Origin of the sequence: Streptomyces sp. NPDC087310 (assembly GCF_044744405.1) — a bacterium.
GTDB lineage: Bacteria > Actinomycetota > Actinomycetes > Streptomycetales > Streptomycetaceae > Streptomyces.
In genome coordinates this window covers 159228-171753 of sequence record NZ_JBIUYF010000002.1, presented here as the reverse complement: position 1 = coordinate 171753, position 12526 = coordinate 159228, and the positions used below count along the sequence as shown (strand labels likewise).

10 protein-coding genes are annotated in these 12526 nt (G+C 73.4%); 7 read left to right on the top strand and 3 right to left on the bottom strand.

Annotated features, from left to right (window positions below; all coding sequences use genetic code 11):
* Positions 1 to 15: 15 nt before the first annotated feature.
* Entirely contained in the window at positions 16 to 972 is a 957-nt protein-coding gene (locus tag ACIO3P_RS06830; protein ID WP_401848707.1) for a fumarylacetoacetate hydrolase family protein, read from the top strand.
* Here the strand turns inward: ACIO3P_RS06830 and ACIO3P_RS06825 are convergent.
* Positions 951 to 1895, bottom strand: coding sequence for an IclR family transcriptional regulator (locus tag ACIO3P_RS06825; RefSeq protein WP_329827752.1), 945 nt, complete (start codon positions 1893 to 1895; stop codon positions 951 to 953). The genes ACIO3P_RS06830 and ACIO3P_RS06825 overlap by 22 nt on opposite strands.
* A 145-nt stretch (positions 1896 to 2040) precedes the next feature.
* Here ACIO3P_RS06825 and ACIO3P_RS06820 point away from each other — a divergent pair, with 145 nt between their 5' ends.
* The 6 genes from ACIO3P_RS06820 (at position 2041) to ACIO3P_RS06795 (ending at position 9794) form a co-directional block, all read left to right on the top strand.
* Positions 2041 to 3342, top strand: a complete 1302-nt coding sequence (locus ACIO3P_RS06820; protein ID WP_329827751.1) for an enolase C-terminal domain-like protein — start codon at positions 2041 to 2043, stop codon at positions 3340 to 3342.
* A gap of 53 nt (positions 3343 to 3395) precedes the next feature.
* Positions 3396 to 4205: a ribonuclease activity regulator RraA gene (locus tag ACIO3P_RS06815; protein ID WP_401848710.1), complete on the top strand. Its 810-nt coding sequence runs from the start codon at positions 3396 to 3398 to the stop codon at positions 4203 to 4205.
* A complete protein-coding gene (locus ACIO3P_RS06810; protein WP_329827749.1) occupies positions 4202 to 4717 on the top strand; it encodes a nuclear transport factor 2 family protein in 516 nt (171 codons plus the stop codon). The genes ACIO3P_RS06815 and ACIO3P_RS06810 overlap by 4 nt, the downstream gene beginning before the upstream one ends.
* 67 nt (positions 4718 to 4784) lie before the next feature.
* A complete protein-coding gene (locus ACIO3P_RS06805) occupies positions 4785 to 5966 on the top strand; it encodes a mandelate racemase/muconate lactonizing enzyme family protein (RefSeq protein WP_329827748.1) in 1182 nt (393 codons plus the stop codon).
* A 156-nt stretch (positions 5967 to 6122) separates the two neighbouring features.
* Positions 6123 to 8822 carry an ATP-binding protein gene (locus ACIO3P_RS06800; protein ID WP_401848712.1) on the top strand — a complete coding sequence of 900 codons (2700 nt, stop codon included), beginning with the start codon at positions 6123 to 6125 and terminating at the stop codon, positions 8820 to 8822.
* A 123-nt stretch (positions 8823 to 8945) separates the two neighbouring features.
* A complete protein-coding gene (locus ACIO3P_RS06795) occupies positions 8946 to 9794 on the top strand; it encodes a pentapeptide repeat-containing protein (protein ID WP_401848713.1) in 849 nt (282 codons plus the stop codon).
* A gap of 53 nt (positions 9795 to 9847) precedes the next feature.
* Here the strand turns inward: ACIO3P_RS06795 and ACIO3P_RS06790 are convergent, their stop codons facing one another.
* Together ACIO3P_RS06790 and ACIO3P_RS06785 are read right to left on the bottom strand one after the other, a co-directional pair.
* A complete protein-coding gene (locus ACIO3P_RS06790; protein WP_401848715.1) occupies positions 9848 to 11245 on the bottom strand; it encodes a D-alanyl-D-alanine carboxypeptidase family protein in 1398 nt (465 codons plus the stop codon).
* A gap of 117 nt (positions 11246 to 11362) precedes the next feature.
* Complete coding sequence (locus ACIO3P_RS06785) at positions 11363 to 12262, bottom strand: helix-turn-helix transcriptional regulator (protein ID WP_401848718.1); 900 nt, start codon at positions 12260 to 12262, stop codon at positions 11363 to 11365.
* Positions 12263 to 12526 lie beyond the last annotated feature (264 nt).

Sequence of the window (12526 nt, the reverse complement as noted above, 5' to 3'; positions counted from 1 at the left end):
CAGGAGAGCGCTTCCATGCATCTGGCCACACTCATCCACCAGGGGCGCCGACGGCTCGTCAGCAGGCCGTACGCCGAGGGCGAGTGGCGGCTCGCGCCCCTCCCGGCCACGCTCGCCGGCGTCATCGCCGACGGTGTCCTACCGGCCGGGGACGGCGAACCACTCGACGACGGCGAGCGTGGCGACGGCGGCGAGCGTGGCGACGGCGGTGAACGGGGCGACGGCGGTGCCCAGGCCGGTGGCCGCGGCGCCCCGGTCCTGCCGTACCGTCCGGCCACGCTGTACGGGATCGGCCTCAACTACCGTGACACCATCGCGGAGATGGGACGGCAGGCGCCGAGCGAGCCCTATCTCTTCCCGAAACTCTCCTCCAGTGTCATCGGTCCGGGTGAGGCCGTCGTCCTCGACCCGGAACTGACCCGGCGCGTCGACTGGGAGACCGAACTCGCCGTCGTCATCGGCGCCGAGGCCCGGCACGTGACCGAAGAGGACGCGCCGCGCCATGTCTTCGGCTACACCGTCGCCAACGACATCTCCGCGCGCGACCTCCAGGAGCGCGACGGGCAGTGGGTGCGCGGCAAGGGCCTGGACACCTTCTGTCCGCTCGGCCCCGTCGTCGTCACCGCCGACGCGATCCCCGACCCGCACGCGCTGCGGATCCGTACCTGGGTCAACGGAGAGCGCGTGCAGGACGGCACCACGGCCGACATGGTCTTCCGTATCCCCCAACTGATCGCCTATCTCAGCCGGTTCTTCACCCTGCGCCCCGGGGACGTGGTGCTCACCGGGACCCCGGCGGGCTGCGGCGACTACATGAGCCCGCCGCGCGCCCTGCGCCCCGGAGACCTGCTGGAGTCGGAGGTCGAGGGGATCGGACGCCTCGTCAACCCGGTGCGCAGGGCCGCCGCCGAGGGGGCCTCCACCGAGGGGGCGGGCGCTGTGCGTCCGCGTCAGGTCGCGGGGGGCAGATAGCCGAGATCCGCCGAGAGCTCCCGGCAGACCTGGGCCACGACCGGGCCGTACGTCGGGACGAGCGGCTCCATCCGTTCGGCCACGCCCGCCACGCTGATGCAGGCGACCGGCAGTCCGGTGTGGTCGTACACGGCCGCGCCGCAGCAGCAGCTCGACTCGTCGAACTCCCGCAGATCCTGCGACCAGCCGCGCTCCCGCGTCCGCTCGATCTCGGCGTGCAGATCCGAGACCGTGGCCGCCGTCACCGGCGACAGTGGCGAGCGCACCAGCTCGATCAGCGTCTCCTCCAGCTCGGCTTGCGGCAGCGCCGCCAGATAGGCGCGGCCGAGGGACGTCGAGTGCAGGGGGCGGGAGGCGCCGAGTTCGGCGGTGACGGCGGCGGGCCGTGTCCCGCGCTCCCGGTGGACGAACACCATCGTCAGCCCGTTGGGCACACCGAGACTGACGGTCTCCTGGGTGAGATCGGCGAGCTTGCGCAGGGCCGGGGCCGCCGCGTCCCGGAGATTGGTCGACGCCACCGCGGCGGACGCCAGCCGTACCGCCGCCGAGCCGAGCCGCCACTGTCCGGCGGCCGGGTCGTGCGCCAGCCAGCCCTGCTCGTGCAACCGGTCGACCAGCCGGTACGCGGTGCTGCGGGTCAGCCCCAGCGCCTGGGCGATCTCCGGGGTCGAGGCGCCGCGCGTCCCGGCCACATGCGTCAGGATCGCCAGTCCCCGGTCGAGGGCGCCCGCGGCCCGCTCACCCGAGCCCGAACCGGAGCCCGCACCGGAACCGGGGCCCGGACTCGCGCCACCGGCGCCGACGCCGGCCGCCGGACCGCCCTCGGACGTGTCCGCCCCGTTCATCGTCACCCCGTTCATCGTCCCCTCGCCCATCGTCCGCTTCGGCCCTTCCCTGTTCTCCGTACGGCCGCCCTGGCTCATCGGATGACACTACCGACCCACTTCGGGCGCTGTCACCGGGACTTGTGCGCTCCCCAGGACCATTGCTACGTTCAAATTACCCAGTAAACGAGATCGTGTCCCATTGAATGGGAATCATCTCGCGGAAAGGAGTACGATGAGTGTGATGACGACGGATGCCACGGCCAGTGGCTCGCCCCGTATCACCGAGGTACGGCTGACGCCGATCCTCATCGCCGACGCCCCCCTGCTGAACATCGCGGGGGTCCACCAGCCCTACGCCCCACGGCTGATCGTCGAGATCGTGACGGAGGCCGGCACCGTCGGCCTGGGCGAGACGTACGGCGACGGCGCCTACCTCGACCTGGCCGCGCGCCTCGCCCCGCACCTCACCGGACTGCCGGTCGGCGGCGTCAACGCCATCCGCGCCGTCGGGCGGGAGACGGGCCGGCGAGTCATCGACTCCCACCCGGACGCCAGCGGCTACCGGGGCCTGCTCACCGCCGAGAAGATGCGGCTCAGCATCGTCTCCGCGTTCGAGACGGCCGCCCTCGACGCGTACGGCCGCGAGCTGGGCGTCCCCGTCCACGCGCTGCTCGGCGGCAAGGTCCGCGACCGCGTCGAGTACGCCGCGTACCTCTTCCACAAGTGGGGACGCCACCCGGGCGCCGACGACCCCACCGACGACTGGGGCGAGGTCGTCGACCCGGACGGCGTGGTCGCGCTCGCCCGGCTCTTCCAGGAGCGCTGCGGTTCGCGCTCCTTCAAACTCAAGGGCGGCGCCTTCCCACCGGACCAGGAGGTCGCCGCGGTGCGGGCGCTCGCCGACGCCTTCCCCGGGCATCCGCTGCGCCTCGACCCCAACGGCGCCTGGTCGCTGAAGACCTCGCTGCGGGTGGCCGAGGAACTCACCGGCGTCGTCCAGTACCTGGAGGACCCCACCGCCCGGCTGGAGGACATGGCCGAGGTGCACCGGCGGACCGGCATGCCGCTGGCCACCAACATGGTCGTCACCGCCACCGAAGAGATCGCGCCCGCCTTCGCCGCCGACGCGGTGCAGATCGTCCTCTCCGACCACCACTTCTGGGGCGGACTGCTGGCGACCCGGGACCTCGCGGCGGTGTGCGACGCCCACGGCCGGGCCCTCTCCATGCACTCCAACACCCATCTGGGCATCAGCCTCGCCGCCATGACCCAGGTCGCGGCCACCCTCACCCGCCTCGACCACTCCTGCGACACCCACTACCCGTGGCAGTCCGAGGACGTCATCACCGAACCGCTGACCTTCCAGGACGGCGCGGTCGCCGTGACCGACACCCCGGGGCTCGGTGTCGAGCTGGACCGGGACGCCCTCGCCCGGCTGCACGAACGCTGGAACCGCCGCCCCGACCTGCGCGAACGCGACGACATCGCGGCGATGCGCGCCGTACACCCGGACCACCGGCGCCCCACGCTCCCCAAGTTCTGAACCCCGGACATACCCGGTCCGCCCCTCCCGACCCCTACGAGGTGAGCCCCGCCATGCCCCCCGTCCACGCGCACGAACCCCTGGAACCCCAGGCCGTCGAACCCCGGTCGCCCGCACCCCAGTCGCTCGAACCTCAGTCGCTCGAACCTCAGGTCCTCGACTCCCAGGTGCTGGAGAAGCTCCGCCGTATCAGCACCGCCACCCTCGCCACCCGGCTCTTCGCCGAGGGGCTGCGGCAGCAGTTCCTCGTGGGGCTCTCGCCCCTCAACCCCGATCTGGACGGCTTCGTCGGCGAGGCGTTCACCATGCGCTTCATACCGGCGCGCGAGGACCTCGACACCCTCGAAAGCCTGCCGGGCGAGGACAACCTCCAGTGGCTGGGGGTGGAGAGCCTGAGCCAGGGCCAGGTGATGGTCATCGACAGCCGCAGCGACATCTCCGCGGCCTCGGCCGGCGACATGCTCGTCACCCGGGCCCTGCACCGCGGCGCCGCCGCGTTCATCACCGACGGCGCCTTCCGCGACGGTCACGTCCTCGCGTCGCTGCCCATCCCGACGTACGCGCGCGCCGTCACCGCCACCACCCGCCTCACCAGCTTCCATGTCGCCGATCTCCAAGTGCCCATCGGCTGTGCGGGGGTGGCCGTCTACCCCGGCGACATCCTGGTCGGGGACCGGGACGGCGTCATCGTCGTACCCCGTCACCTCGCCCCGCGCATCGTCGACCAGGCCCTGGAACAGGAGGAGTTGGAGGACTACCTGCACACCCGGGTGCACGAGGGGGAACCGCTCCTCGGCGGGCTCTACCCGCCGAGCGAGGAGACCAGGGAACAGTTCCGCCAGTGGAAGAAGGCCCGCGCGTGACGACGTACGGGACCGGGGACACCACCCCCTTCGAGAAGCTGGACGAGCCGACGCGCCGCGCACGGATGGAGGCCACCATCCGTACGTACTTCGAAGGATGCAACGAGGCCGACGTCGAGAAGATGGCCGCCACCTTCCACCCCGACGCCGTCCACTACTTCCCGCCGGGCCTGGACGGACCGTGGACCGGCGCCCGCGCCATCGCCGAGAACTGGCGCCGGCTCACCCTCACCATCGGCTCCGCCTGGACCATCGACCGGCTGATCACCGACCCGACGACACACCAGGCCGTCATCGAGTGGACCCACTACAAGACACGGCGGGGCGGGTTCCTGCGCGGCGACGAGTGGTACGCCTTCGATCCGGGAACCGGTCTGATCACCGAGATCCGCGCCTACTACGCCGCCCGCTCGGACGGCCGGGACCACGTCGAACTCGAAGGGTTCGACTACGGTGCCCGTGGCTACCACCTGAGCTGCCCCGTCGCCCGCCCGCACCCCGACGCGCAGTAGGTCTCGTGCCCGCGCGCCCCCGCCAACTCCCCATCCCTCAACTCCCCATCCCTGAAGGAGCCCCCGCATGACGTCCGCCACCCGCCCGACCCCCGCCAAGCCGTTCGCCACCGCACCGGGGGAGGCCACGCTCGACCGGATCTCCGCCGTACGCGTCAGTCTCGTACGGCTGCCGCTGCACGCCCCGATCAGCGACGCCAAGGTGCTCACGGGCCGCCAGAAGCCGCTCACCGAGATCGCGTTCCTCTTCGCCCGCATCACCACCGAGGGCGGCCACGAGGGCATCGGCTTCGGCTACTCCAAGCGCGCGGGCGGCCCCGGGCTCTACGCCCACGCCCAGGAGATCGCCCCCGAACTCATCGGCGAGGACCCCAGCGACACCGGCCGGCTCTGGCAGAAGCTGGTCTGGGCCGGCGCGTCCATGGGCCGCAGCGGACTGACCACCCAGGCCATCGCCGCCTTCGACATCGCCCTGTGGGACCTCAAGGCCCGCCGGGCCGGCCTGCCCCTGGCCAAACTGCTCGGCGCGCACCGCGACTCCGTACGCTGCTACAACACCTCGGGCGGCTATCTCTCCATGCCCATCGAACAGGTGCTGGAGAACACCGGGCTCTCCCTGTCGCGCGGCATCGGCGGCATCAAGATCAAAGTGGGCCAGCCGGACACCAAGGAGGACCTGCGCCGCGTCCAGACCGTACGCGAACACATCGGCGACGACGTCCCGTTGATGGTCGACGCCAACCAGCAGTGGGACCGCACCACCGCCGCCCGCATGGGCCGTGCCCTGGAGAACTTCGACCTCACCTGGATCGAGGAACCACTCGACGCGTACGACGCCGAGGGCCACGCGGCGCTCGCCGCGAACCTGGACACCCCGGTCGCCACCGGCGAGATGCTCACCAGCGTCGCCGAACACACCGGCCTGATCCTCACCGGCGCCGCCGACTTCATCCAGCCCGACGCCCCCCGCGTCGGCGGCATCACCCCGTTCCTCCAGATCATGGCCCTCGCCGACCACAAAGCCCTCAACCTGGCCCCGCACTTCGCCATGGAGATCCACCTCCACCTCGCCGCCGCCTACCCGCGCGTCACCTGGGTCGAACACTTCGAATGGCTGGAGCCGATGTTCAACGAGCGCCTGGAACTCCGCGACGGCCGCATGACCGTCCCCAGCCGCCCGGGCCTCGGCCTCTCCCTCAGCGACCAGGCGGCGGCCTGGACCACGGAGGACGTCACGATCACCGGCTGAGCCGGGACGGGGCTGCGGAGTCCATCCCTCCATTACTCCTTTCCGCGTCGACGCGCAGTCGAACTGCCGAATTCGTGCATATTCGGGTCCACTCGGTGCGCTCCGGGTCTAGGCTCGTCACGTGACCTGGGCGCTGTCCGAGAGGGAGGGGGAGGGATGCCGGTGCATCCGCCGGAGCAGATGGTCGCTCTCCCGCTGCTGGAGCGTGAACCCGAACTGGCCGCCGCGGCGCGCGCGGTGGACGCCCTGTGCGGAGCGGCGCCCTCCGGCGGGGTGCTCGTGTACCGGGGCGCCGCCGGGCTGGGCAAGACCGCGTTGCTCTCCGAGGTGCGCCGGCTCGCCGCCGGGCGCTGCGCCGTGTGGGCGGCGCGGGGCGGGGAGAGCCTGACCTCCGTGCCGTTCCATGTCGTACGGCAACTCCTCCAGCCCGCACTCGTGGTCGCCGAATCCCCGGACGGACCGGGCGAGCACGCGGAGGACGGCGGGTGCGACGTGTACGGGGCCGCGGCCGGCCTGCTCGGCGAGCGGTACGAGGTCGTCGGTCCCGCGCTCGGGATACTGCCGCCCGGTGACCACCCCGCCGATCCGCAGGGCGTCAGGGACGGCCTGGACGCGTTCGTCGAACGGCTCGCGGGGGTGCACGGCCCGCTCCTGCTCACCGTGGACGACGCGCAATGGGCCGACCTGGAGACCCTCGCCTGGCTCGCCTCCTTCGCGCGGCGCCCGGGGCGCGCCCTGCCCGTCCTCGTGGTGGTCGGCTACCGCACCGAGGAGGCCGTCGGCGAGGCCGAGGAGCATCTGCGGACCCTGGGCTCGGCGGCCCGGCTGCTGGTCACCCTCCGTGAACTCACCCCCGACGCCACGGCCGGGCTCGCGCGCGCCGCGCTCGGGGAACACGCGGACGATCCGTTCTGCCGCGAGGTGTGGGAGGTGACCGGCGGCAACGCGTACGAGAGCGTCGAACTCCTCGCGAAGGTACGGGACAGCGCGATCGACCCCGTCGGCACCAACGCCGGCGAACTGCGCGCCCTGGGCGCCTCCGCGCGCGGCACCGGGCTCATCGCACGGCTGGAGGAACTGGGCACGGCCACCACCCGGTTCGCCTGGGCCGCCGCGATCCTCGGCACGGACATCTCCCTCGACCTGACCATCTCGCTCGCGGGCATGAGCGACGAGGAGGCCGCCGAGTGCGCGCAGCGGCTGCGCGCCGCCCGGATCCTCGTCGGCTCCGACCCGCTGGAGTTCGTCCATCCGCTGATCGCCGGGGCCGTCTACCGCGCGATCCCGCCGGCCGTACGCGCCGCGATGCACGGCCTCGCCGCCTGGGCGGTCTCCCGCAGCGGCCGGGGAGCCGCCGCCGCGGCGCCGCACCTCCTCGAAGTGCACCCCGACGGCGACCCCGAACTCGTCGAGCAGTTACGGGAGGCCGCCGCCGAACACCTCGCGGTCGGAGCCCCGGACGCCGCGCGCCGCTGCCTCGAACGGGCCCTGGCGGAACCGCCGTTGTCCACCGTACGAGGGCCCCTGCTGTACGAGCTGGGCTGCTCCACCCTGCTGACCTCGCCCGCCACCACGGTCGGTCATCTGCGCGCCGCGCTCGACACCCCGCACCTCGACGACGCCCTGCGCGTGGACGTGGTGTTCCGGCTCGCGCAGGCCCTGACACACAACAACCAGACCGGCGACGCCGCCCACGTGGTGGCCACCGAGGCCGCCCGTACCGAGGACGGCCCCGCCCGGATGCGGCTCCAGGCCGCGCACTTCCTCTGGGAGGGCGTCCAGGCCATAGAGGAGGACGGCCCGGACCGCTCGCGCCGCCTCGCCCGGGCGGTGGCGCCGCTCAGCGGGCGGGACAACACCGAACGCGTCCTGCTGATGCTGCGCGCCTTCGACGGCACGGCCCGCGGCGAGAGCGCCGAGGAAGTCGTCCAGATCGGTGAACGCGCCCTGAAGGAGGGCGCGTTGCCGCCCGGTGTCGGCTGGGCCGATCCGGGATGGGGCTTCGAACCCCCGGCCCTCCTCGGGCTCTCGTACGCCTTCGCCGACCGACTCGACCGCGCCGAGAGCCTGTTCACCGAGGCGCTGCGCGCCTTCGAGATCTCCGGCTGGAGCGGCGGCCATCTCGCCTTCGCCCACGCGCTGGTCGGCTACGTCCACCGCAGGCGTGGCCGGCTCGCCGACGCCGAGATGTATCTGCGCGAGAGCCTGCGCCTGGCCGACCGGGTCGGCAACGGCCTGCCGATGAACTGGGACGCCGTCTGCATGTTCATCGACACACTGCTCGCCCGCGGCCATGTCGAAGAGGCCGGGGAGGCCGCCGAGCGGTACGCGTTCGCGCCGCCGTACTCCTCCACGATCGTCATCCCCGACGCCCCCTCGGTCCGCGGCCGGCTGCTGCTCGCCCTCGGCCGCAAGGGCGAGGCCGTCGCCGAACTGGAGGCGGCCGGGCAGGCGTTGCTGGCCCGGGGACGGCACAGCGTGGTCATGGCGCCCTGGGCGCTCGACCTCGCGCGGGCGCTCGCCGACGAGGACCCGCGCCGCGCTGCCCAGCTCGCCTCGTACGCCCGGGACCGCGCCGAACGCTTCGGCACGCACACCGCCATCGGGGTGGCGCTCTGCTGCACCGCGTCCCTGAAGGAGGGCCCGGAGCGGGTCGAGCTGCTGGCACAGGCCGTCGCCCACCTCGAAGCGTCGCCCTGCGCGTACGAACGCGCCGTCGCCCGCGTCGAGTACGGCATCGCCGCCGGGTTCCACGCCGAACTGTCCTGCGGGCTCGAACTCGCCGAGAGCTGCGGCGCCGACGGGCTGGCGGCCCGCGCACGCCTGGCGATGGAGTCCCACCACGCGCAGCGCTGAGACGCCCCGGGGACGGGCGGGACCCGAACGGGAGGACCCGGGGGCCTGGGGGAGGGCGGGCGCGCACAGGGCGGACAGTAGGCTCTGACCACACGCCCATTCCGTGACAGGAGACCGGACCCCTTGTCCCACCAGCCCGACCCCACCGGCCACAGCGCCGGCCACGCCGCACTCGACGACCCGGGGCTGCGGGCCGACTGCGCGAACTGCTTCGGGCTGTGCTGCGTCGCCCTGACCTTCTCCGTATCGGCCGACTTCCCCGTGCACAAGGCCGCCGGGAAACCCTGCTCCCATCTGCGTACGGACTTCCGCTGCTCCGTCCACCGCGAGCTGCGGCAGCGCGGCTTCCAGGGCTGCACCGTCTACGACTGCTTCGGCGCCGGCCAGAAGATCTCCCGGATCACCTACGGCGGACAGGACTGGCGCCAGGCTCCCGGCACCGCCGACGAGATGTTCGCGCTGCTCCCCGTGGTACGCCAGCTCCAGGAACTCCTGCGGTATCTGACCGAGGCCCTCACCCTGGAGCCGGCCCGCGCGCTCCACGGCGAACTCCGCGCCGCGCTGGAGGAGATCGAACGCCTCACCCTCGCCGACCCCGCCACCCTGCTGGCCCTGGACGTCGCGGCCCGCCGCGCCGCCGTCAACCCCCTGCTGCTGCGGACCAGCGAACTCGTCCGGGCCCAGGTCAAGGGCAAGAAGAAGAACCGCAGGGGCGCCGACCTGCTCGGGGCCCGGCTCAAGGGCGCCGATCTGCGCGGCGCTGACCTGCGCGGGGCGTATCTGATCGCCGCCGATCTGCGCGGCGCCGACCTGCGGCTGGCCGACCTGATCGGGGCCGACCTCCGGGACGCCGATCTGCGCGGCGCCGATCTGACCGGCAGCATCTTCCTCGTCCAGCCCCAGGTCAACGCGGCGCGGGGCGACGCGGACACCAGGCTGCCACCGCCTCTCGTACGCCCCGCCCACTGGTAGCAGCACCGCCCACCGGTAGCAGCCCCGCCCACCGGTAGCCGCCGCGCCGGGCCTCACCCGTCGGCCGGGTCGCTCCTGGCTCCCGCGCGCCGTACCAGGAAGAGCGCGAGCCCCGAGAGAGCGGCGGCGCCGATGAACGCCACCGGCAGGACGCCCCCGATCCCGGAACCGGCCGCCTGCGCGTGCGCGGGGGGTGTCGCCGACGGTACGGGGTGGGCCCGTACGGCCTTCTCGACCGCACCCGGCTCGGGACCCGCCGCCTCCACCGTCGGGCGCGGCGGCAGGGGCGCCGCGGGCGGCCGGAGCGACCCCACCGGGGTCACCCGGCCATGGGCGCCGAACCCCCAGTCCAGCAGTTCCCTGGCCTCCTCGTACACGGCGTGGGCCCCGCCCCACTGCGGGTTCATCACCGTCACGATCAGGGTGCGGTTGCCGTGCCGGGCCGCGGCGACCAGGGTGTAGCCGGCGTCCGTGGTGTAGCCGTTCTTGACACCGATCAGCCCCGGGTACGCCTCGACCCCGTCGGCGCCGGTCAGCAGCCGGTTGGTGTTCATGATGCCGAAGGTGCCGCCGTAGCCGGGGAACTCGGCGTCGACGGTCGAGCTGTAGCGGACGAAGTCCGGCGAGGCCAGCCCGGTACGGCCGAAGACCGCCAGGTCGTACGCCGAGGAGACCTGGCCGGGGGCGTCGTAGCCGTCGGGGGAGACCACATGGGTGTCGAGCGCGCCGAGCAGTTTCGCCTTGTCCCGCATCTGCTTGACCGTCGCGTCCAGGCCGCCGTTCATCTCGGAGAGGACGCGCACGGCGTCGTTGCCGGAGCTGAGGAAGACGCCCCGCCACAGGTCGGCCGCCTCGTACCGTACGCCGGGGACGACCCCCACCAGGCTGCTGCCCGGACCGATGTCGTCCAGTTCCTCCTCCGTGACCAGGCGCTCGGCGTGCTCGGACAGCCGCGGCAGCGTGGTGACGGCGAAGAGCGTCTTGAGGGTGGAGGCGGGCGGCAGTTGGCGGTGCGCGTCACGCGCGGCGAGCACCTCGCCCGTCCGGGCGTCGGCGACGAGCCAGGACAGGGCGGAGAGCTCCGGCGGGGCGGGCGTGCCATGCGCGGGCAGGACCTGGACACCGTCGCGGCGCAGCAGCGAACCGTCCGTCGGGGCCTCGGGGCCCGCGCCGAGGTGCGCCGGCGCGGCCGGGGCCACCGAGCGGTGCGGGGTGGCCGAACCGCTCGGGGCGGGGGTGCCGGGGGCGCCCGGTGCGCCGGGCGGGGCGGGGGTGCCGGGGGCGCCCGCGACCGCGATCGCGGCGCCCTCGGGCAGGCCCGGGGCCCGTACGACCGGATCGGTACGGGAATCCGCGGCGGCCGGGTGGGACGCCGGCAGAAGGACCAGCAGGCCGGCGGCGAGAGCCGCTGTGCCGGAGAGAGCGGAGCGCATCACGGATCTGGTGATCATTCCGCCACGGTAGGAACGGACCGCGCGGCGCGCCCCTCGCGTGGGCCGACCGGATGTATCACCACCCCGGTCGGCCCCTCCGGGCCGGGCACCCGATAGGGTGAGGCGGCGGGGAACTCAGCGCTCGGCGGGCGCGGCGGCGGGATCCGTACCGATGACGTCCGTGCCGACGGCGTCCGTACCGATGACGTCCGTGCCGATCACGTCGAGCAGGGCGAGCCTCTCGGCGGCGTCGGTGCCGGGCGCCGCGGAGTAGGCGGCGATCCGCAGATCGCACCCCGGCACGGTGAGCGTGTCGCAGTCGACCGTCACCGGTCCGACATCCGGGTGATGGACGGTCCATGTCCCGGTGCCGTGCGCACCGGCGATCCGGGAGTTCCAGAGCGCCGCGAACCGGTTGCTGGCGCGCCGCAGCTCACCGATGAGGAAGCGCAGCCGCACATCGGTCGGGTAGCGCACGGTGGCCGCCCGCAGATCGGCGACGAGCGCCGCCTCGAACCCGGCCTCCTGCTCCACGGTGTGGACGATCCGGCTGGGCTGGCCCGTGAAGTGCTGCCAGGCGGCGTTGCGCCCGCGCGGCGGGGCCTGCGCCGGGTCACCGACCAGGGCGGCCCACAGCGGATTCCAGGTGATCAGGTTCCACGACGCGTCATGGACCCCGATCGGCGTCCCCGCGAGCCGCCCGAGCAGCCGCCGCACACTGGCGGGAACGTGGTCGGGGACCCGGCCCACGGCGGGCGGCGACTGCCCGGCGAGCAGGAAGAGATGACGGCGCTCGTCGTCGGAGAGCCGCAGGGCGCACGCCAGCGAGGTGAGCACCTGCACGGAAGGGGAGGTGGCCCGCCCCTCCTCCAGCCGCACGAGATAGTCCACGGACAGACCGGTCAGCCGGGCCAGCTCCTCGTGCCGCAGCCCGCCCGTCCTGCCGGACTCGTCCGCGGGCAGCCCGGCCTCGGCCGGGGCGATCCGGTCACGCCAGCGGTGCAGGGCCGTGCCCAGCTCTCCGTGTCGGGTCATGGGGTCAGTATCAGCGCGTACGGCTGCCCCCGCCTGATACCGGCGGGTACCGGACGGGTGCCCTGGTCAGCGGCGGTACGGGCGGGCTGGCGAGGTTCGGGGAGGCCCGGGGCGGCGGCCCGGCCGGGGGAGAGGCCGGGGCCGGGGCGGCTCGGCCCGGGCCTGTTCCCGCGCACCTCTTCCCCGCCACCGCGGAGCGCATTCCTGAATGCCACGTTCCGGGGAGAGTCTTGCGAGTAGACGCCAACCTTGCCCGAAGGGCCC